Below are 21,113 nucleotides of genomic sequence, written 5' to 3'. Positions count from 1 at the left end.
ATTTAATGGTTTGCAATGGCGTTTAAGGATACACATCCACCTATTCTTTGTCCGCCATTGCCTTTGCTGACATTAGCCTCCACTGACACGCAAAGGTGCCGTTTCACGGCTTGAAAGCAGTGGACGCTATAGAGGATATAAGGAGTGCGCTACAATGGACATCTATTGTATGCGTGCTTCCTTGCAAGGTACCCATGACTCAGACCATCGAAACGCCAGTGGTTCACGACCAAGCGCGACTTAGCCAAGAAGCCAAGCGTGTCACCTACATAGGTGCGTGGCTGGATGCCCTGTTGAGTATCGTTAAAGTGACCATTGGTTTTATGGTCGGCTCAGCGGCGTTGATCGCCGACGGCATTCACTCCCTATCGGATTTAGTCACCGATGGTTTTGTCCTGGCAGCCATTCATTACGGCCGCCAGGAGCCCGATAAAGACCACCACTACGGCCATGGCCGAATCGAAACCCTGACTACCCTATTGCTGGGAAGTGTGCTGATCTTCGTGGCTGGCGGTATTGCCTGGTCGAGCCTGGATCGACTGTTTAGCGGCGCTGCCGTAAATGCCCCTGGCGCACTGGCAATCGTAATGACGGTGATTGCGCTGTTTAGCAAAGAGTGGATTTTTCGCTACACCATGCGGGTCGCCAAGCGGGTAAAGTCAAAATTGCTTGAAGCCAACGCCTGGCACTCACGTAGCGATGCATTATCCACCGCTGTGGTGCTGGTAGCACTGGTAGGCGCTCAATTTGGCTTGGGTTGGCTGGATGCCGTGGCCGCCATCATTGTGGGTTTATTGGTCGGCAAAGTAGGTTTGGACTTGCTGTGGGAGTCGGCTCGCGAGTTGGTCGATACCGCGCTGCCGGTGGATGTTCAGGATCAGATGCACGATGTGGCTTGCAGCGTACCGGGGGTGGATAGCGTCCACGACCTGCGCACCCGACAGTCGGCGGGCTGGGTAATGGTCGATCTACACGTGGTGGTCGGGCCTAAGATTACCGTTTCGGAAGCCCACGAAATAGGTAACGAAGTAAGCCGCCGTCTACGCCATGAATTCCCCGCGCTCACCGATGTGATCTTCCACGTTGACCCCGAAGACGACGCCGGGGCGGGTGATCCTAGCCGCCTTCCCGGCCTTCCGCTGCGCCCTGAAGTAGAGGCCGCGCTGGATGCGCGCTGGTATAAGCATCCGGTATGGCGCACGCTCAACGAGCTTCAGCTGCACTATTTGGACGATAAGGTCTCGGTATCGCTGATCATTGATGACGCGGTGCAGCAGCCACCCCAGTGTCTCGCCAGCCAGCTAAAAGCGCTGGCTAGCGATATTGAGTGGCTGGGTCACGTTGAGGTGCTGTTTATCACCCGCGCCGCCAGTAGCTCAATGCGCTAAGCCCTCAATGACTTACTCGTCACGAAAGCAGCAGCGTGGCTATACTGAAGTAAATCACTACCCCAGAGGCGTCAATAAGCGTGGTCACCAGCGGAGCCGAGGCCGTCGCTGGGTCGACCTTAAAGCGCTCGAGTACGAACGGCAGGCACATCCCCAGCAGACTTCCGAACAGAACAATGGTGACCATACTTAGCGCGACGACCATCGCTAGAGCTTCACCGCCACGCATGATACCTATTGGTGTCACCGCAATGGCCATGGTGATACCTAACGCCCCTGCAACGAGAAGCTCTCGGCCGAGTAATTTTCCCCAATCTTTGACACCTACGTCGCCAGTCGCCATACCGCGCACCATTAGCGTGGCGGCCTGGGCCCCAGCATTACCGCCACTACCGATCAACAGCGGTAAAAAGAACACCAGCGCTACCTGGGCGGCAATGGTCTCTTCAAAATAGGCAATCCCGGCACCCGAGAAAAGGTTGGCAAAGACCAGCAGTACCAGCCAAAACACCCGCTTACGGTAGAGACTCCAGAGCTTCACGCGGCTTACGCCATCTTCCAGTTGGCCGATGGACATACCTTTGTGGAAATCTTCGGTGGCCTCGGATTCGGCTACGTCCATGGCGTCATCGTGGGTCACAATACCGACCATACGATCATCCGCATCAATCACCGGCAGCGCTAACAGGTCGTACTTCGCCACAATACGGGCAACATCTTCCTGAGCATTATCAACCCGCGTACTGATGACATCTTTGATCATGATGTCATCAACAATGGCGCCGGGGCGTGCCACCATCAGTTGGCGCAGCGACATGGTACCAATCAATTGCCCGTCGCTATCCAGAATATACAGCTGATAGACCGTTTCCGCGTCGGGAGCGGTCTGACGTACCCTCATCATGGCCTGCGACACCGTCATGCCACTGGCTATGGAGACATAGTCAGAGGTCATGATGGCGCCGGCGGTACCCTCTTCGTAGCTGGCAAGCCGTTTGAGATCTTCCCGCTCGCGGTGGGCCATACGACGCAGCAGTGCTTCACGGCGGTCTTCACTGAGTAGATTAAACAGGTCGGCGCGTTCGTCCGAACCCATCTCCTCCAGCAGCTTGAGTACCTGGCTGTCATCCAGTTCCCCGACCACCTCAAGCTGGCTCTCACCGGGCAAATAACCCAGTACGTTCGCAGCACGCTCGGCAGACAGAATATCCAGCAATGCGAGCGCTGCGGGCAGCTCTTCGTCGTCTTCAATCATCTCCTCAAGCACTTCACCGATATCCGCGGAGCGGGTTTCGGCCAAACGCAAAGAGAGTACCGATTTACTGGGCACTTCCTTGGCCAACTCGTCGAGCAGTTCGGCTTTTAATGCCTGTAGACTTTCATCATTCAGTGCCATAGCTCTCACCCCTCGCGCTTACAAGCGTCGTGCTGCCGAACACATCCATCGCCCAGCCCATCCTACTGACCAAGCTCATCATACTTACTTATCTGTCTGCCAAACAAAAAACGCCCCTTAAACCCTGGTAGCGGGTTTAAGGGGCGTTGGACACACGCCAAGTGCGTGGGTGTTAGCCTTTACCCGCCTTTTTACGCAGCTGCTGAATCGTTCGCAACTGAGCAACGGCTTCGGCAAGTTCAGCAGCAGCTCGAGTGTAATCAAGCTCCGATGACTTCTCATTAAAGGCTTTCAGCGCCTGCTGACGCGCTTCTTCGGCAGCGGCCTCGTTGAGGTCGCTGGCACGCGACGCAGAGTCGGCCAGAATCGTCACGACATCCGGTTGGACTTCCATGAAACCACCAGTGACGTAGAAGTTCTCTTCTGTGCCACCATCATAGATCACGCGAACCGGACCCGGCTGAAGCTCAGTCAGCAGCGGAGCGTGACCTGGCAAAATGCCCAGATCACCCATCATTCCGGAAGCAATCACCTGCTCAACAGTACCTGAGAAGATGGATGCTTCAGCGCTGACGATATTGCAAGTAAAGCTATTCGCCATAGCGAATCCCCCTAATGGACGGGATTACTTCTTCATCTGGTTGGCTTTCTCGACGGCTTCGTCGATGGAGCCGACCATGTAGAAGGCCTGTTCCGGCATATCGTCGTATTCGCCAGCAAGAATGCCCTGGAAGCCACTGATGGTGTCTTTCAGTGAGACATACTTACCTGGTGAACCGGTAAATACTTCGGCCACGAAGAACGGCTGCGACAAGAAGCGCTGGATTTTACGCGCCCGGGAAACGGCCAGCTTGTCTTCATCAGACAGCTCGTCCATACCCAGAATGGCGATAATATCCTTAAGCTCTTTGTAGCGCTGAAGAACGTTCTGCACACCGCGAGCGGTAGCATAGTGCTCTTCACCGACGACCAGCGGATCCAACTGACGTGAGGTGGAGTCCAGCGGGTCGATCGCCGGATAGATACCCAGTTCGGCGATAGAACGCGCCAATACCACGGTAGCATCCAGGTGCGAGAAGGTGGTCGCCGGCGACGGGTCGGTCAAGTCATCCGCGGGCACGTAAACGGCCTGTACGGAAGTGATTGAACCGGTTTTCGTCGAGGTAATACGCTCCTGCAGAACGCCCATCTCTTCAGCCAGCGTCGGCTGATAACCTACCGCTGACGGCATACGGCCCAACAGTGCCGATACTTCGGTACCTGCCAGGGTGTAGCGGTAGATGTTATCGACGAACAGTAGAACGTCGCGGCCTTCATCACGGAATTTCTCAGCGATGGTCAGGCCAGTCAGCGCTACGCGCAAACGGTTACCCGGAGGCTCGTTCATCTGACCGTAAACCAGCGATACCTTATCGATAACGTTGGATTCAGTCATTTCGTGATAGAAGTCGTTACCCTCACGCGTACGCTCACCAACACCGGCGAATACAGAGTAGCCGCTGTGCTCGGTAGCGATGTTGCGGATAAGCTCCATCATGTTAACGGTTTTACCCACACCGGCGCCGCCGAACAGGCCAACTTTACCACCCTTGGCAAACGGGCAGACCAAGTCGATAACCTTGATGCCAGTTTCCAGCAGCTCGTTAGAGGCTGCTTGGTCGGCATAGCTCGGTGCTTTACGGTGAATCGGCATACGCTCTTGCTCGCCGATTGGTCCTGCTTCGTCGATCGGCTCGCCGAGTACGTTCATAATACGGCCCAGCGTTTCCTTACCTACCGGTACGGAAATAGCAGCACCTGTGCTGGTCGTTTCCATGCCACGCTTCAAGCCCTCGGTGGAGCCCATGGCGATGGTGCGCACCACGCCGTCGCCCAGCTGCTGCTGGACTTCGAGGATGGTCTCAACATCGGAGACCTTCAGCGCGTCGTAGACCTTGGGCACAGAGTCCCGCGGAAACTCTACGTCAATCACCGCGCCGATGATTTGTACGATACGTCCGCTCATCTTGGTTCCTCTCTAAAACCTGCAAATGAAACCTGTCTGCCGGGAGCCGCTAAAAGCGTCGGCTCCCTAGGCGTTATACGGCAGCAGCGCCGCCGACGATCTCAGAAATTTCCTGGGTGATGGCGGCCTGACGGGCCTTGTTGTAGACCATCTCCAGATCGTCGATCAGGCCGCCTGCGTTGTCAGTGGCACTTTTCATAGCGATCATTCGAGCAGCTTGTTCACAAGCGCCGTTTTCCACTACCGCCTGATACACCTGCGATTCGATGAAACGAACCAACAGGCTATCGAGCAACGCCTTGGCATCCGGTTCATACAGGTAGTCCCAGCTTCCGGGACGGGCGTTTTCGTCGTCTTGCTCAGCGTCTGCGCCCATATCGGGCGACAGGGGAAGAAGCTGACGAACCACTGGCTTTTGCGTCATGGTGTTCACAAACTCGTTGTGCACCACGTACAGCCGGTCGAGACGTCCTTCATCGTACGCTTCGAGCATGACCTTAATACTGCCAATCAAACCTTCAACGGTCGGGGCTTCGCCTAAACCGCTCTTCGCCGCCACCAAATTGCCACCGTAGTTGCGGAAAAAGGTACTGGCCTTAGCGCCTAGAGCACAGAAATCCTGCTCTGCGCCCTGCTTTTTCCACTCGCTGGCCTGTTTGAGTAAGGCTTTGAAGAGGTTGTGGTTCAAGCCACCGCACAGACCACGGTCTGTAGAGACCACAATGTAACCAACGCGCTTAACCTCGCTACGCTCGACCATATAGTCGTGTCTGTACTCGGGGTTCGCGTCGGCAATGTGGCCGACCACATTGCGGATCTGCTTAGCGTAAGGCTGACTGGCTCTCATCAGATCTTGCGCTTTACGCATTTTCGATGCAGCCACCATTTCCATGGCGCTGGTGATCTTCTGCGTATTTTTAATGCTCCCGATCTGGGTGCGTATCTCTTTTGCAGCTGCCATAGCGATCTACCCTTCGTTCGTGGCTCTCAGAAAGCATGCAAACCCGCCCGCAGGCGGGCCAGACATTACCAGCTCTGAGTCGCCTTGAACTTCTCGAGACCCGACTTCAAGCTGTCTTGAATCTCACCGTTGTAGTCGCCGCTCTGGTTGATCTTATCGAGCAAATCGCCGTGTTCAGACTTCATGTAGTCGTGCAGAGCACGTTCAAAGTCCAACACTTTGTTTACTTCGACATCATCCAGATAACCTTCGTTGGCGGCATACAGCGAGAGCGCCATTTCAGCAACCGACATTGGCGAGTACTGGTTCTGCTTCATCAGTTCGGTAACACGTTGACCGTGTTCGAGCTGCTTACGCGTGGCTTCATCAAGATCAGACGCAAACTGCGAGAAGGCCGCCAGTTCACGGTACTGAGCCAGTGCCAGACGTACACTACCGCCGAGCTTTTTGATGATTTTGGTCTGCGCCGAACCACCCACACGAGAAACCGAGAGACCTGCGTTAATCGCCGGACGAATACCGGAGTTAAACAGGTTGGTTTCCAGGAAGATCTGACCATCGGTGATCGAGATCACGTTGGTCGGAACGAACGCAGAAACATCGCCACCCTGGGTTTCGATGATCGGCAGCGCGGTTAAGGAACCGGTCTTGCCTTTCACTTCACCGTTGGTGAACTTCTCAACGTAGTCGACGTTAACGCGCGCAGCACGCTCAAGAAGACGTGAGTGGAGATAGAAAACGTCACCAGGATAAGCTTCACGGCCCGGCGGACGACGCAGCAGCAGCGATACCTGACGGTACGCAACGGCCTGCTTGGAAAGGTCGTCATACACGATGAGGGAGTTTTCGCCGCGGTCGCGGAAGTACTCGCCCATGGTGCAGCCAGAGTAAGGTGCCAGGAACTGCATCGGTGCCGGGTCGGCAGCGCCAGCAGCCACGACAATGGTGTGTTCCATCGCGCCGTGCTGTTCGAGTTTGCGCACCACGTTGGCAATGGTCGACTGCTTCTGACCAATGGCAACGTAGACACAGGTCACGCCCTTGCCTTTCTGGTTGATGATCGCATCGATGGCAATGGCGGACTTACCAATCTGACGGTCACCGATGATCAGCTCCCGCTGACCACGGCCGATCGGCACCATGGCGTCGATAGACTTAAGACCGGTTTGAATCGGCTCATCGACGGATTGACGGGTGATAACGCCCGGTGCCACTTTCTCAACGGCATCGGTCATGGTGGTGTTAATGTCACCTTTACCATCAATGGGGTTACCCAGCGCATCGACCACGCGACCAATCAGCTCAGGGCCCACCGGCACTTCGAGGATACGACCGGTACACTTGGCGGTCATGCCCTCTTCGAGCTGCAGGTAGTCACCCAGCACTACGGCACCCACGGAGTCACGCTCCAGATTGAGTACCATGCCAAAGATGCTGTTGGGGAATTCGATCATTTCACCAAACATCGCGTCTTCGAGGCCGTGAATTTTCACGATACCGTCGGAAACGGTGACGATGGTGCCCTGATTATGGGCTTCGGATGCGACGTCAAGCTTTTCAATTCGCTGCTTGATGATGTCGCTGATCTCGGAAGGATTCAGTTGCTGCATGCCATGTCCCTCAGACTCAAGCGGTTAGCGCGTCAAAAAGGCGGTTCAATCGACCACGTACGGAGCCGTCAATAACGGTATCACCAGCACGCAGGATGACACCGCCAATAAGCGACTTGTCCACCTGAGTAGTAATAGAGATTTCGCGATTCAGACGTTTCTTAAGCGCGTTCGCTAGCTTCGTTTCTTGCTGACTATCGAGCTCGTAAGCAGAGGTGACGTTCACTTCAACCCGCTGCTCATGTTCAGCACGCAGGTGCTCAAACTGATCAGCAATGGATGCCAACGCCATCAGGCGGCCCTGGTCAGCCAAAACAGTCAAAAATCGCTGTAAAGCCTCATCCTGTTGCTCAGGAATAAGCTCGACAAGCAGCGACACTTTTTGTTCGCTGTCTAATTTGGGACTGTTCAGCCGATGGCGCACGACGTCATCTGCTACCGCAACACTTAAAAAACTCAGCGCTTGTGACCAGCTATCAAGCGCCTCATGATCACGCGCGTATTCAAACGCTGCCTTAGCGTAAGGACGAGCGACGGTCAGTAATTCCGCCATGGTTCACCTCCTTACAGTTCAGCAGCAAGCTCATCGAGTAACTTGCGATGGGCTTGTTCGTCGACCGACGCTTCAAGAACACGCTCGGCACCCATAACGGCGAGATAAGAGACCTGGGCACGAAGCTCATCCTTAGCGCGATTCACTTCTTGCTCAATCTCGGAACGTGCACTCGCTACTAGGCGTTCGCCTTCGGCGCGGGCCTGTTCGCGGGCTTCTTCAACTATCTGGGCAGAGCGTTTGTTAGCCTGCTCAAGAATTTGCGAAGCTTGCTCCTTGCTTTCGCGCAGCGTCTGTTCTGCCCGTTCTTGAGCAAGCTCAAGATCACGGTTAGCACGGCTGGCTGCATCCAAGCCATCAGCAATTTTCTTTTGACGCTCATGAAGCGCGTTGCTGATCGGAGGCCACACATACTTTATGCAAAACCAGACAAAGATCGCGAAGGCGATCGTCTGCCCGATTAGCGTCATGTTGATATTCACAGGAATGTACCTCTGACAAGTTCGTGGCGACCGGAGTGAAACAAAACCGAGCGTTTAACGCTCGGCTCAGCAGTCATTAACCGGCAACAACAAAGATCAGGTACATTGCGATACCAACACCGATCATCGGAACCGCATCCAACAGACCCGCCATAAGGAAGGTTTTGGTTTGCAGTTGGTCGCCTAGCTCCGGCTGACGCGCTGTAGATTCCAACAGCTTGCCACCCAAAATAGCGAAGCCAATGCCGGTACCTAGCGCGCCAAGACCGATCATGATGGAAGCGGCAATGTAGATAAGTTCCATGGTAATGCTCCTAGTTTTTCAAGTTAAAGTCTAAGGTTGAGGGTTAAGGGTATTGTCTTACAAACAGTGTTTACTTCAGTGATGTTCGTGCGCTGCGCTCAGGTAAACAACGGACAGCACGGTAAAGATAAATGCCTGTAACGTAACGATTAATATATGGAAAATGGCCCAAGGCACATCCAGCACCCAGATTGCCCAGAAAGGCAACATTGCGATTAAAATAAAGATGACTTCGCCGGCGAACATGTTACCAAATAGACGCATTGCCAAACTGAATGGCTTAACCAACAAAGCGACGATTTCCAATACAAGGTTGAAGGGAATCAATGCCCAATGATTGAAAGGCGTGAAAGACAACTCTTTGGCAAAACCGCCTACACCTTTAACCTTAAAGCTGTAGTAGAGAATCAGGCAGAAAACGCCCAACGCCATACCCAGGGTAGCATTGACGTCCGTAGTAGGGACGATTTTCATGTAATCCACGCCGAGCTTGGCAAATAAGACCGGGAAGAAATCCACCGGAATTATTTTTAGCGAGTTCATCAGGAATATCCACACGAACAGCGTTAATGCCAATGGGGCAATAATCGGGTTACGTCCTTTGAACGTTCCTTGAATCATGTTCTCGATAAATTCAAACACCATTTCTACTGCGTTTTGCAGACCGCCGGGGACACCGGTGGTGGCCATTTTTCCCGCTTTGCGGAAAATCCAGATAAACAGCAGCCCCATGGCAATCGACCAGCCCATGGTATCCAGGTGGATGGCCCAAAAACCCATTTCACTTGCTTCTTCTGCCGAATGCGCCAGCGACCAACCGTTTTCAGGGTGATTGCCAAAGGTCAAATTCTGCAAGTGGTGCTGGATATAGTAAGTCGTTGAGACTTCGTTTCCTGCGGCCATGGATGTGTCACCTCAATTTAATTGTGCAATTTTCTAAGCATTGGCGTTTTTTGGCATTAACCAAGGCGTAAGCCAATGCGTTAGAACAACCGCAACATAAGCATAAAAAAAGAAAGTAGGGTTTGACGGGGGCGCTATCACGAACACTGCAATAAACAGTGCCACCGTCAAACCAAACTTGCCAGCCTCGGCACGAAACAGGCGCATCGCAGCCTTTGAAGGGCTAGTCCCGCGCAAAACCCCCATTCGCTTGATAAAAAAGGCATGCGGTAATAAGGCTACCAGCGCCCCTTTAAACACCGATGACACACCTTCTAAATCGGCGACTAGATAGGCAGCTAGCATACCAACGAAGGTGATCATCAGTTGCGCGATCGTGAGTCGAACGACATAGGCTTTTCGACGCTGGGTTTCGTATCGCTGCATACCGGCCCAGCCTCACTGATAAAAACCAATACCTCGACAAGCTAATAGCTAGACAAACCAAGGCAACCTGCACAAATCTTGCGCGATTATAGGGAAGCGCTATCACACCTTCAACCGAAGTCGCACCGATTTTGCCCGCTTAAGGGCTGATTTGCGACCAAAGGGGGAAAACGTGTGCGCTTCTTACGGGATATTGAATAGCCTGCTATTTAATATGATTTAAGATACCGTCTAATTCTTCGAGGCTGGTATAGCGTATCGTTAACTTACCTTTTCCTTTTTGGCCATGATCAATGGAAACTGGCGCGCCAAGCAGTTCGCCAAGGTGGGTTTCAAGCTTGGCCACATCGGGCTGTTTGCTTTGCCGGCTAGACGTTTTGATTGGCGTTTGGCTGGTTTGGACTTTTTTCACCAGCGCTTCGGTGGCCCTCACCGTCATATCGTTATTGACCACCTCATGAGCCACCTGCCGCTGCTGGGTACTGTTCAGCGTCAGCAACGCTCTTGCGTGTCCCATATCCAGGTCACCCCGTTCGAGCAGGGTTTGCACTTCCGGATCTAGCGCCAGCAGACGCAACAGATTGGCCACCTGGGTGCGTGATTTCCCCACCGCGTCGGCAATCTGCTGCTGGGTAAGCTCAAACTCTTCCCCCAGTCGCTTGAGCGCCATGGCTTCTTCGATGGCGTTGAGGTTTTCACGCTGAATGTTTTCAATCAGCGCCAGCGCCAGGGCAACTTCATCGCTGACTTCCCGGATGACTGCCGGAATGACGTCCAGCTCGGCAAGTTGGGCTGCCCGCCAGCGGCGCTCACCGGCAATAATTTCGTAGCGATCCACGCCGATGGGGCGCACAACAATGGGCTGCATCACGCCCTGGGCGCGAATGGAGTCCGCCAGCTCTTCTAACGCTTCGGGCTGAATATCCCGGCGCGGCTGATATTTACCCCGCGTTAATTGCCCTAACGGCAAGCGCTCAAGGCGATCCTCGGCAACGTCGCTGGCCACAGCGCTGCGCGCGGCGTCAGAAAGCTCCAACGGGGTGCCGCTACCGGCAAGTTCTAAGCTGTCACGGCGACGGGCACCGGCACCAATCAGGGCATCCAGGCCACGTCCCAGCGCGGGTTTACGCGTCATTCGCTTTTCCTCATTTTATAACGCTAGGCGACGAATCATCTCTTTCGCCAGCACGCGGTAGGCCTGGCTGCCCCGGGAGAACCGTGCATATTGCGTAACGGGCAGCCCATGGCTTGGTGCTTCGGCAACTTTCACGTTACGCGGGATGGTCGTTTTCAATAGCATATCGCCAAAATAGTCACGCAACTGCTTATCCACTTCCCGCGTTAGGCTGGTGCGCTTGTCGTACATGGTGCGCAAAATGCCCGCAATGGCCAGATCTGGATTCACATTTTGCTTAATCTGCTCAACGGTATCGAGCAGGGCTGACAGCCCCTCCAGGGCGTAAAATTCGCACTGAAGAGGGATCAGCACGCTATCGGAAGCCGTTAATGCATTCACGGTTAGCATGTTCAAAGAGGGCGGGCAGTCGATCAGCACTACGTCATAGGCATCCGAGACCGAAGCCAGTGCGTTGGTTAAGCAGCTCTCGCTTTTATCGCGATCCAGCAGCTCGACTTCGGCGGCGGTGAGATCACCGTTACCCGGCAGTACGTCGTACTTGACCGCCAGCTTTTTGACAATCGTTTCAGCAGCCGTTGCTTCGCCCAGTAGAACGTCAAGAACGCTTTTATCGAGCTCGTATTTATCGATGCCACTGCCCATGCTGGCATGGCCTTGGGGGTCAAGATCCACCAGCAGTACGCGACGGTCGAGCGCAGCGAGACTGGCCGCCAGGTTAACGGCCGAGGTGGTCTTGCCCACGCCGCCTTTTTGGTTGGTCAGGGCAATGATCTGGCTCACTTGCTCAACTCCTTCTGGGGGTCAGAATCAACGTTCAGCTTTAAATATTCAGCTCTCAAAATTCAAGATCAGCAACTGCCGCTGGGCTGCTTCAAAGGGTACTTCTAACAAATGACGCTGGTGTAAACGTATACCGGCGGGCAGGTCGCGCAGTTCATCATCCGCCCCAGGGCCTTTCATGGCTAACCACTGGCCGTCGGCGCTGGGTAGCTGGCGGGTCAAGGTGACAAAATCGACCAAGCTGGCAAATGCCCGGGAAATCACCTGATCAAAAGCGGCGGCTTCAAACTGTTCCACCCGCGCCTGTACGGGAGTGACGTTTTCAAGCCCTAGCTCCATTACCGCCTGTCGCTGAAAGCGCACCTTTTTGCCATTGCTATCCAGCAGTGTCACATCAAGCTGGGGGGCTAATATCGCTAATACGATGCCAGGAAGTCCAGGGCCCGCGCCCACGTCCAGTAGCCGCGGCCCCTGCACATAGGGCAACACAGCGGCGCTATCCAACACGTGGCGCGACACCATGTCATCCACCTCGCGTACCGCTGTGAGGTTATAAGCCCGGTTCCACTTGTGCAACAGTGCCAATAAGCCTAACAGCTGTTCGCGTTGATGTTCGTCAACGGCGATGCCTAACTGGCTAAGCCCTTGATCAAGCCGTAGTGCAACGCTTGCAGGCAGAGTTTTCAACAGTGGGTTCAACGAACTCATCCGTTAACTACCTCAGCCGCTGCCACCAATCGGCGCTTTTTCAGATGCACCAGCAAAATAGAGACGGCCGCCGGGGTGACGCCTGAAATCCGCGCCGCATGGGCAAGCGTTTCTGGCCGCGCTTCAGCCAGTTTTTGGCGAATTTCGTTAGACAAGCCTTCCACTTTCAAATAATCCAGTTCCGCAGGCAGTGGCGTGGCTTCGTGGCGCTTGAGCTTATCGATCTCATGCTGCTGGCGATCAATATAGCCTTGATACTTAGCCTGAATTTGTACCTGCTCGGCGACTGCCGGGTCAGTGACCAGGGTGCCCTCGATACCGGGCAGATTGGCCAAATCGCTGTAATTTAATTCAGGGCGTTTAAGCAGATCACTCAGGCAATACTCGCGAGTGAGCGGTGCGCCGGTTTTTTCGGCCACTTGTTCAGCCGCTGGACTTCCCGGTTGTATCCACAGGGTGGTTAACCGCGCGCGCTCTTGTTCGATAGCCTCACGTTTCTGGCTAAACGCTGACCAGCGCGTGTCGTCGACAAGCCCCAATTTTCGGCCCGCTTCAGTTAAACGCAGATCCGCGTTGTCTTCGCGTAGCAGCAGGCGGTACTCCGCCCGGGAGGTAAACATCCGGTAGGGCTCTTTGGTGCCCATGGTGATTAGATCATCGACCAGCACACCGAGATAGGCTTCATCGCGGCGGGGATACCAGGCATCCAGCTCTTGAGCGCGACGGGCGGCATTCAGGCCTGCGAGCAAACCTTGAGCACCGGCTTCTTCGTAACCGGTAGTGCCGTTAATCTGGCCGGCAAAAAACAGGTTGTGGATAAATTTTGTTTCCAGCGAGTGTTTTAAATCCCGCGGATCAAAAAAGTCGTACTCAATGGCGTAGCCAGGCCGGGTGATATGGGCGTTTTCCAGGCCTTTGATAGAACGCACGACTTGAATCTGAACGTCAAACGGCAGCGAGGTCGAGATGCCGTTGGGGTAGAGCTCATGGGTATCCAAACCTTCGGGCTCGATAAACACCTGATGGCTCGATTTATCGGCAAAGCGATGAACCTTGTCTTCAATCGATGGGCAGTAACGCGGCCCGATGCCTTCGATCACACCGGAATACATCGGCGAGCGATCAAGGTTGGCCAGAATCAGATCGTGAGTCTGCTGATTGGTGTGAGCAATATGGCAACTCACCTGCTGAGGATGCATTTCCCGTGATCCCAGGTAGGACATAACCGGCGTTGGGCTATCGCCGGGCTGCTCTTCCAACTGGGAAAAATCCACGCTTTTGGCATCAATACGCGGCGGTGTGCCGGTTTTTAGGCGATCAACGCGAAATGGCAGTGCGCGCAGACGTTCGGCCAGCGCGTTGGAGGGCGGATCGCCTGCTCGGCCACCTTTGCTTTGATCCAAACCAATGTGAATCACGCCACCCAAAAATGTCCCGGTACACAGCACGACGCTGTCGGCATGAAAGCGGATGCCGGTTTCCGTGACGACGCCTCGTACGGTGTCGTTATCCACAATCAGATCGCCAGCGGCTTGCTGGAAGATCGTTAAGTTGGGCTGGTTTTCCAGCATTCCGCGGATCGCTGCCTTGTAACGGATGCGGTCAGCCTGGGCACGAGTGGCCCGAACGGCGGGCCCTTTGCTGGCATTGAGCACGCGAAACTGGATGCCACCCAAGTCCGTGGCAAGCCCCATGGCACCGCCCAGTGCATCAATTTCCTTGACCAAGTGACTTTTGCCGATGCCACCGATGGCGGGATTACACGACATTTGGCCCAGAGTTTCGATGTTATGGGTGAGCAGCAGGGTCTGACAGCCCATGCGAGCAGAGGCCAGTGCGGCTTCAGTTCCCGCATGGCCACCGCCGATGACAATCACGTCAAAGCGGTCGGGGTAATTCAAGAGACACCTCGTCTTGTGCCTATCGGCACGGATGATGTGGCCAGTGCAGTCGATTCTAGACGCAGCCACCTTAGATCAATGAGGCGGCAAGTATAAACCCCCTGTGGGTAACCGTCAGGTTTTTCCACACCCCAAATTGTTAAACAGTCTCTATTAATAACAACATAAATATAAAATAAGAGAAGTTCTGTAAATGTTGTAATTACTAGTGTGGACAATTTCTGTGTGTAAGCGATTTATTCTTAATAATTTCATGCGCTTATATTGTTGACTTCTACATGTTTGAAGGCGGGAGTTCCTGGGCAGAAAGGGTGTTAAGCCTGTGGATGGAATAGTGCTTTATCCACAGCTGTAATTAGCCACGGCTTATCCACCGTCCAGTACCTGGGTTGTTACCGCACCTGTGAACAATCAACGATTGGTGTGGAGCTAACGCTAAGCGATGTACATGGTGGGCCTTACGGAGATAAAACCGATCAATGTAAAAAAAGTTTATCCACAGGCAAAAAAATGGCCTGTCGTGTCGACAGGCCAGTAAAAAAGCGTTATTCAGCGTGAATTGGCGGTTATTTTAACGCGTAGAAGGGGCTCAATTTAATGTTTGAGCACGCGAGCAAGGAAGGATTGAGTACGTTCGTGTTGAGGAGAATCGAACAGTTTTTCAGGGTGGCCCTGCTCGGTAATCTCGCCTTTATGGATAAAAATCACCCGGTCGGCGACCTCGCGGGCAAAGCCCATTTCATGGGTAACAATCACCATGGTCATGCCCTCTTTGGCCAGCTCGCGCATGGCATCCAGCACTTCACCGATCATTTCCGGATCCAGCGCCGATGTGGGCTCGTCAAACAGCATCAGGCGGGGTTCCATCGCCAGGGCTCTGGCGAGTGCCACACGCTGCTGTTGGCCGCCTGAGAGCTGGCTGGGGTACTTGTCAGCCTGATCAGCGATACCTACCCGGTCAAGCAAGCGTTTGGCGTTGCTGACCGCGTCGTCACGGCTTAAACCACGTACTTTCATCGGTGCCAGGGTGACGTTATCGATCACGCTGAGATGGGGAAAAAGATTGAACTGCTGAAACACCATACCCACTTCGGTACGGATGGTTTGCAGCGCTTGGGTACTCTTTCCATGGGGCAGTAGTTCGTTGCTGTCGACCACCAGGCTGCCCGATTGGAACTCTTCCAAACCGTTAATACAGCGAATTAGTGTGGATTTGCCTGAGCCACTGGCACCGATAATCACCACTACTTCACCAGGCACAATCGTCAGATCAATATCGTTGAGTACGTGCAGACTGCCAAAGTGTTTATTGAGCTGCTGCATACGCACAATTGGTTGCGTTGTGTTGCTCATTGTCTCGCTCATTGCGCGTATCCTTATTGTCCGGCCAGGCCTCTGCGCTCGAGTTGACGCAGGATGATGGAGAGGGTCCAGGTGATTGCCAGGTACATCAGGGCGACCATGAAGTAGACCTCAAGCGCCGTAAAGGTGGTGGCGATATAGATCTGCCCCTGACGCACTAGCTCACCGACGCCTATCACTGAAAACAGTGAGGTGTCTTTGATGCTGATGATGCCCTGGTTACCGAGGGGAGGAATCATGCGCCGAAACGCCTGGGGCCAGATAACGTAGCGAAATGCTTGAGTGCGGGAGAGCCCTAGGGAGAGTGATGCTTCACCCTGGCCGCGTTCAATTGATTGCACACCGCCACGCACAATTTCTGAAATGTAAGCACCGGAATTAACCGCGATCGCAGCAATACCGGCGACCAGCGCGTTAATTGGGCTGCCTAATAGTTGCGGCAAGCCGTAAAAAATAAACAGTACTTGTACCAGGATAGGCGTGCCGCGAAATACTTCGACGTAAACGATGGCTGGCCAGCGTAGCCAACGCAGGCGGCTAATACGTAATAGGCCAAAGAATATTCCGATAAAGAATCCGATGGCGAGACCGCCAAACGAGATAAGCAGCGTCCAGGGAATACCCGGCAGCAGGTAAGGGATAGACCCAAACGCTGCCGACCAATCAAACTGAAAATTGACGTCCACGCGTAGACTCCTGAAACAAAAGCAGATGACAAAAAACACATGAGAAATGCAGCAGGGCCGGGGGTTGTGGCCACCCGGCCCTGTAACAGCGTTACGCTAATAGAGAGCTTTTATACTCACTCTTCGCTAGGCGCTTCACCAAACCACTTGGTGTAGATCTCATCGTAGGTGCCATCTTCGCGCATGGCGGCCAACGCTTCGTTAGTCGGCTCTACCCACTCACTGCCTTTGTGGAACACGATGCCGTACTGCTGACCTTCATACAGAGGGCCAACAACCTTGGTACGGCCTTCACCGCGAGTTTGCGAGAAGTAAGAGACGTTAGGGGCATCATAGAGCACGGCGTCGACGTTGCGGCCTAGCAGCGCCATGTACATGTCGGCAGTCCCTGGGAAGGGGGTGATTTCAGCATCTTCGCCGAGTTCTTGCTGAAGGTAGTCATAACTGGTGGAACCAATTTTGGTACCGACGGCGAGGTCTTGGAGGTCTTCTAGTGTCTCGACGCTGTCGTTATCGGCGCGGACAATGATGCGTAAACCTGAATCGTAGTAGGGGTCGGAGAAGTCAACGACTTCAGAGCGCTCGTCAGTGATGGTGGTACCGGCGATGGCGATCTCTTGACTACCCGTTTGCACGGCGGGAATGATGCCGGAGAATTCCATGGTCGTCAGGTTGACTTCAAAGCCTGCACGTTCGGCGACTTCGTTGATGATATCCATATCGAAGCCGACCATTTCGCCGGTCTCTTGATCCATCATTTCAAATGGCACAAAGCTTGGGTCAGTGGCCACGTTCACCGATGGCGTTTGAGCCATGGCGGCAGTGGCGCTGCCCAATCCCAGTGCGAGTGCAAGCGTTGTTTTGGTCAGGCTGAGTGGTAGTGCAACTTTCATAAGTTTCCCCGTGCTTTATGTGGCTAGTAGCGGGTTTCCGAGCAAGGTATGGCGCTCGAATATCCTTTTTAGCCGTTATTGACCTATCAACCTTGGCGAGAAACCGTCAGGGCGTCAAGTCACGGGGAGCGTCGTGGGCCAACGCTGTTTAGACCATAAAGGAAGCGCCGCAGCCGCAGGTGGTGGTGGCATTGGGGTTTTGAACGCGAAAACGTGCGCCCGCTAAGCCTTCTTCGTAGTCGACCGTGGAGCCCACCAGATACTGGTAAGAGAGGGGGTCGACGACCAGTGCGGCCTCACCGAACTCAATCACAGTGTCATCGTCGGCGACATTGTCAGCAAAGTCGAAGCCGTACTGAAAACCCGAACAGCCGCCACCGGTCACGTAGACCCGCAGTTTGAGTGATGGGTTATTTTCTTCTGCAATCAGTGCGTTAATACGTTTGCGTGCACTATCAGAGAGCAGTAGTGGGGTCGGAACAAAGGCTTCTGCACCGCTCATGGGTACCTCCCGCGAGCTTAAAGAACGAATAAATCGGCATTGGGGGGTGATTATGGGTAATTCCCAGCAAATTGGTCAACTATTGCTGGGAATGAGTTGTCACAGCCTGCTGGTTTTGGAGGTGTTTAAGGCATCACTGCTGGGGTGGTAAGTCCAGTATTCTCGTCAAAGCCGAACATCAGGTTGAGGTTTTGGATCGCTTGGCCCGAGGCGCCTTTGACCAAATTATCAATCACCGATAGCACCACGACCGTATTGCCATTGCTGGGGCGATGGACCGCTAGGCGGCAGGTATTGATGCCTTTGACGCTGCGCGTCTCTGGGTGACTGCCAGCAGGCATCACATCGACAAAGGGTTCGTTAGCGTAGCGCTGCTCAAATAGAGCCTGCAGATCGCCGGGCTCAGTGGTGAGCTGGCCGTAAAGGGTGGCGTGAATGCCGCGGATCATCGGCGTTAAGTGGGGCACAAAGGTTAAACCCACCGTGGACTGCTGGATATCCCTAAGTCCTTGGCTAATTTCCGGCAGGTGGCGGTGGCCCGAGGCGCCATAGGCTTTCATCGACTCGCTGGCTTCAGCGAGCAGTGAACCTACTTTAGCGCCACGACCTGCGCCGGTAACGCCGGATTTGCAGTCGGCAATCAGTTGACCTGGGTCGATCAAACCCGCTTCCAGAAGCGGCAGGTAGCCCAATTGAACGGCAGTGGGGTAGCAGCCGGGTACGGCGATTAAACGTGCTTCTTTGATTTTCTCACGGTGCATTTCCGGCAGCCCGTAGACCGCCTCTTGCAACAGTTCCGGGGCGCCGTGGGCCTGGTCGTACCAACGGCTCCACTCGTCGGCATCGCGCAGCCGGAAGTCGGCCGATAGATCGATCACCCGAGTGCCGTTTTCGAGTAGCTCACCCGCCAGGGCGTGAGCAACGCCGTGAGGTGTGGCAAAAAATACCGCATCCATGGCGCCCAGCTGTTTGGCGTCCGGCTCGCTAAACGCCAGCGTGTCGTAATGGCCGCGCAGGTTGGGGTACATATCGCACACCTTGACGCCGGTTTCCGAGCGCGAGGTAATCATGGCTACGTTGACGTGGGGGTGCTGGGCGAGTAGCCGCAGTAGTTCAACGCCGGTGTAACCGGTACCGCCAACAATGCCGACCTTAATCACAAATCACTCCTTACGGATGCCGCTGAGTAGAAAACCAAATTCGCTATTAGCTTAAGCATAGGACACCAAGCTGTTTAAGCGTATCCAGCTATGATACACAAGAGTGTAAAGATACAAGAGCAAGGAAGGTCGCTGTGGCGCGTTTTTCCCGATCGGATTTTACCTTAGAGAGTTTTCGTCGCCAGTTGGCCAACGTCGACGCCCTTCCGCAACTCTGTTTGCTGGGCCTTGTCTCGGGGGTTATTACCGGCGCTGTGATGGTGGCGTTTCGACTGCTATTGGAAGCGGGCGCCGCGCTTTACATGACCGATGGCGATCCAGAAGCGTTTGAAAGCATGGCACCCTGGCTACGTGCGCTGCTACCCATGCTGGCGGTTACCCTTGTGGGTGTGCTGCTGTACCGGCAAAAACCGGCAGCGCGCAAGCTGGGCGTTGGCCACGTGATTGAGCGGCTTACCTATCATCAAGGCCGTTTTCCGTTACGCAACTGGCTCAATCAGTGGTGGGTGGGCGTTGTCGTGGTGCTAGGTGGTTTGTCTGCGGGTCGTGAGGGCCCGGCTATTCACTTGGGGGCAGCGGCGGCTAGCGGGCTTGGTCAGCAGATACGTTTGCCTAATAATAGCCTTAGAGTACTCGTGGCGTGCGGCACCGCAGCTGCTATTTCCGCCTCTTTTAACACCCCTATCGCGGGTGTCATCTTTGCCATGGAAGTGGTGATGATGGAGTACACTTTAATGAGCTTTATGCCCGTGATTTTGGCCTCTACCATGGGCGCGCTGGTGGCGCAGTTGGCGTATGGCAACGAACCCGCTTTCCGTATCCCCGAGATAGCACTGGGCTCACTGATCAACTTGCCGTGGATAGTGGTTACCGGACTGGTGATTGGTCTGCTTGCCGGGCTGTTTATTCATATTTCACGCAGTCAGCGGATTATGCAGTGGCCGCTTTGGTTGCGTCTTGGCTTGGTAGGGGTGGCAACTGGCGCGGTGGCCTGGTGGTTCCCCCAGGTTCAGGGCATCGGCTATGACAGCGTGGCGGCGGCGCTCAATAACCAGCTGGAAGTTAAAGTGCTGCTGGCGCTAATGATCGTCAAACTGCTGCTTACGGCGCTAACCGTCGCTGGCGGTGTTCCCATCGGTATTATCGGCCCGGTGTTGGTCATAGGCGCTGCCACAGGCGCGCTGTTTGGTTTACTGGGGGGCTGGCTTTGGTCCGATAAAGCCGCGGATCCTGGCATTTACGCGATGCTTGGTATGGCTGCAATGATGGGGGCGGTGTTACAAGCGCCCCTGGCTGCGCTAATGGCGCTTTTGGAGTTAACCCACACGCCGAGTATTATGCTTCCCGGCATGTTGGCGGTGGTGGTGGCGTGTTTAACCTCGCGTCAATTGACTGGCTGTGAAGGCTTTTTTATCAGCACGGTGCGCTACGGACTGCACCCGCTTCAGCAACCGTTGATGCAAGCACTCTCACGGGTTTCGGTGCCTGCGGTGATGGAGCGTCAACTGGTGCGCACCGATCGCATGATCACGCCTGATCAAGCGCGACTTTTATTAGAAACCAACCCGGTGTGGTTAGTTATTGAGCGCTCAACAGAGGAAAAACCAGTGCTGGCGCTAAAAGCAGCTGAATTGGCACGCTGGCTACTTGAACACGATGAGGCGCTGCAGGGTGAAGAGCCGCCTGCGGATGAGTTGATTGATCTACTCGAAATCCCTGGGCAGCGTTTGGAGCTGGCGCCGATTGGTTTACAGGCGACGCTTTCTGAAGCGTTTCTAAAACTGCAGGATAATGCCCTAGGGGCGCTCTACGTTGTGCACGGCTATCGGCCAAAGCAGCGGCGTATTTCAGGTATTATCACCCGTGGCGCCATCGAGCGTTATTATCACTACACTGACCCACGCGGCGCCGATGACCTTGGCACTGATAAACGCGAGAAGGATTCATCACTTTAA

General features: G+C 54.5%; 21 protein-coding genes. 2 read left to right on the top strand and 19 right to left on the bottom strand.

Going from position 1 to position 21,113, the window contains the following annotated elements:
* Positions 1–194: 194 nt before the first annotated feature.
* Positions 195–1,388: a cation diffusion facilitator family transporter gene (locus KO116_RS00170; protein ID WP_035556306.1), complete on the top strand. Its 1,194-nt coding sequence runs from the start codon at positions 195–197 to the stop codon at positions 1,386–1,388.
* A 19-nt stretch (positions 1,389–1,407) separates the two neighbouring features.
* Here the strand turns inward: KO116_RS00170 and mgtE are convergent, their stop codons facing one another.
* The 19 genes from mgtE to argC form a co-directional block, all read right to left on the bottom strand.
* A complete protein-coding gene (gene mgtE / locus KO116_RS00165; RefSeq protein ID WP_035556307.1) occupies positions 1,408–2,784 on the bottom strand; it encodes a magnesium transporter in 1,377 nt (458 codons plus the stop codon).
* 172 nt (positions 2,785–2,956) lie between these two features.
* Entirely contained in the window at positions 2,957–3,385 is a 429-nt protein-coding gene (locus KO116_RS00160) for a F0F1 ATP synthase subunit epsilon (RefSeq protein WP_035556309.1), read from the bottom strand.
* 24 nt (positions 3,386–3,409) lie between these two features.
* Positions 3,410–4,789, bottom strand: a complete 1,380-nt coding sequence (gene atpD, locus KO116_RS00155; RefSeq protein ID WP_035556311.1) for a F0F1 ATP synthase subunit beta — start codon at positions 4,787–4,789, stop codon at positions 3,410–3,412.
* Positions 4,790–4,862: 73 nt separating this feature from the next.
* The gene (gene atpG, locus KO116_RS00150; RefSeq protein ID WP_009286339.1) at positions 4,863–5,750 is read right to left on the bottom strand and encodes a F0F1 ATP synthase subunit gamma; all 888 of its coding nucleotides are present in this window, start codon (positions 5,748–5,750) and stop codon (positions 4,863–4,865) included.
* A gap of 65 nt (positions 5,751–5,815) precedes the next feature.
* A complete protein-coding gene (atpA, locus tag KO116_RS00145; protein ID WP_035556314.1) occupies positions 5,816–7,360 on the bottom strand; it encodes a F0F1 ATP synthase subunit alpha in 1,545 nt (514 codons plus the stop codon).
* 16 nt (positions 7,361–7,376) lie between these two features.
* Entirely contained in the window at positions 7,377–7,913 is a 537-nt protein-coding gene (locus KO116_RS00140; protein ID WP_035556316.1) for a F0F1 ATP synthase subunit delta, read from the bottom strand.
* 11 nt (positions 7,914–7,924) lie between these two features.
* The gene (locus KO116_RS00135) at positions 7,925–8,395 is read right to left on the bottom strand and encodes a F0F1 ATP synthase subunit B (protein WP_035556318.1); all 471 of its coding nucleotides are present in this window, start codon (positions 8,393–8,395) and stop codon (positions 7,925–7,927) included.
* Positions 8,396–8,471: 76 nt separating this feature from the next.
* Positions 8,472–8,699 (bottom strand): F0F1 ATP synthase subunit C, encoded by a 228-nt coding sequence (atpE, locus tag KO116_RS00130; RefSeq protein WP_022521051.1) that lies wholly within the window; start codon positions 8,697–8,699, stop codon positions 8,472–8,474.
* A gap of 75 nt (positions 8,700–8,774) precedes the next feature.
* Positions 8,775–9,602, bottom strand: a complete 828-nt coding sequence (atpB, locus tag KO116_RS00125) for a F0F1 ATP synthase subunit A (protein WP_035556320.1) — start codon at positions 9,600–9,602, stop codon at positions 8,775–8,777.
* A gap of 33 nt (positions 9,603–9,635) precedes the next feature.
* Complete coding sequence (locus tag KO116_RS00120) at positions 9,636–10,028, bottom strand: ATP synthase subunit I (RefSeq protein WP_035556323.1); 393 nt, start codon at positions 10,026–10,028, stop codon at positions 9,636–9,638.
* Between the two features lie 205 nt (positions 10,029–10,233).
* Positions 10,234–11,163, bottom strand: coding sequence for a ParB/RepB/Spo0J family partition protein (locus KO116_RS00115; protein WP_035556326.1), 930 nt, complete (start codon positions 11,161–11,163; stop codon positions 10,234–10,236).
* Between the two features lie 15 nt (positions 11,164–11,178).
* Complete coding sequence (locus KO116_RS00110; protein ID WP_035556329.1) at positions 11,179–11,946, bottom strand: ParA family protein; 768 nt, start codon at positions 11,944–11,946, stop codon at positions 11,179–11,181.
* Positions 11,947–11,994: 48 nt separating this feature from the next.
* On the bottom strand, positions 11,995–12,654 hold the full coding sequence (gene rsmG / locus KO116_RS00105) for a 16S rRNA (guanine(527)-N(7))-methyltransferase RsmG (protein ID WP_035556332.1): 660 nt from the start codon (positions 12,652–12,654) through the stop codon (positions 11,995–11,997).
* Positions 12,651–14,555 carry a tRNA uridine-5-carboxymethylaminomethyl(34) synthesis enzyme MnmG gene (gene mnmG, locus KO116_RS00100; RefSeq protein WP_035556333.1) on the bottom strand — a complete coding sequence of 635 codons (1,905 nt, stop codon included), beginning with the start codon at positions 14,553–14,555 and terminating at the stop codon, positions 12,651–12,653. The genes rsmG and mnmG overlap by 4 nt, the downstream gene beginning before the upstream one ends.
* A 594-nt stretch (positions 14,556–15,149) precedes the next feature.
* The gene (locus tag KO116_RS00095) at positions 15,150–15,908 is read right to left on the bottom strand and encodes an amino acid ABC transporter ATP-binding protein (RefSeq protein ID WP_035556479.1); all 759 of its coding nucleotides are present in this window, start codon (positions 15,906–15,908) and stop codon (positions 15,150–15,152) included.
* A gap of 23 nt (positions 15,909–15,931) precedes the next feature.
* A complete protein-coding gene (locus KO116_RS00090) occupies positions 15,932–16,603 on the bottom strand; it encodes an amino acid ABC transporter permease (protein WP_007112208.1) in 672 nt (223 codons plus the stop codon).
* 116 nt (positions 16,604–16,719) lie between these two features.
* Complete coding sequence (locus tag KO116_RS00085; protein ID WP_035556337.1) at positions 16,720–17,496, bottom strand: transporter substrate-binding domain-containing protein; 777 nt, start codon at positions 17,494–17,496, stop codon at positions 16,720–16,722.
* A gap of 148 nt (positions 17,497–17,644) precedes the next feature.
* Positions 17,645–17,998: an iron-sulfur cluster insertion protein ErpA gene (erpA, locus tag KO116_RS00080; RefSeq protein ID WP_008959085.1), complete on the bottom strand. Its 354-nt coding sequence runs from the start codon at positions 17,996–17,998 to the stop codon at positions 17,645–17,647.
* A gap of 125 nt (positions 17,999–18,123) precedes the next feature.
* Positions 18,124–19,158 carry an N-acetyl-gamma-glutamyl-phosphate reductase gene (gene argC, locus KO116_RS00075; RefSeq protein ID WP_035556341.1) on the bottom strand — a complete coding sequence of 345 codons (1,035 nt, stop codon included), beginning with the start codon at positions 19,156–19,158 and terminating at the stop codon, positions 18,124–18,126.
* Between the two features lie 134 nt (positions 19,159–19,292).
* Between argC and KO116_RS00070 the strand changes: the two genes are divergently transcribed.
* Entirely contained in the window at positions 19,293–21,113 is a 1,821-nt protein-coding gene (locus tag KO116_RS00070) for a chloride channel protein (protein WP_035556343.1), read from the top strand.

It is taken from the genome of Halomonas sp. KO116, assembly GCF_000734975.2.
Taxonomy (GTDB): domain Bacteria; phylum Pseudomonadota; class Gammaproteobacteria; order Pseudomonadales; family Halomonadaceae; genus Vreelandella; species Vreelandella glaciei.
Note: the sequence above shows the minus strand (reverse complement) of the source record. Positions and strands in the feature narration are given on the sequence as shown.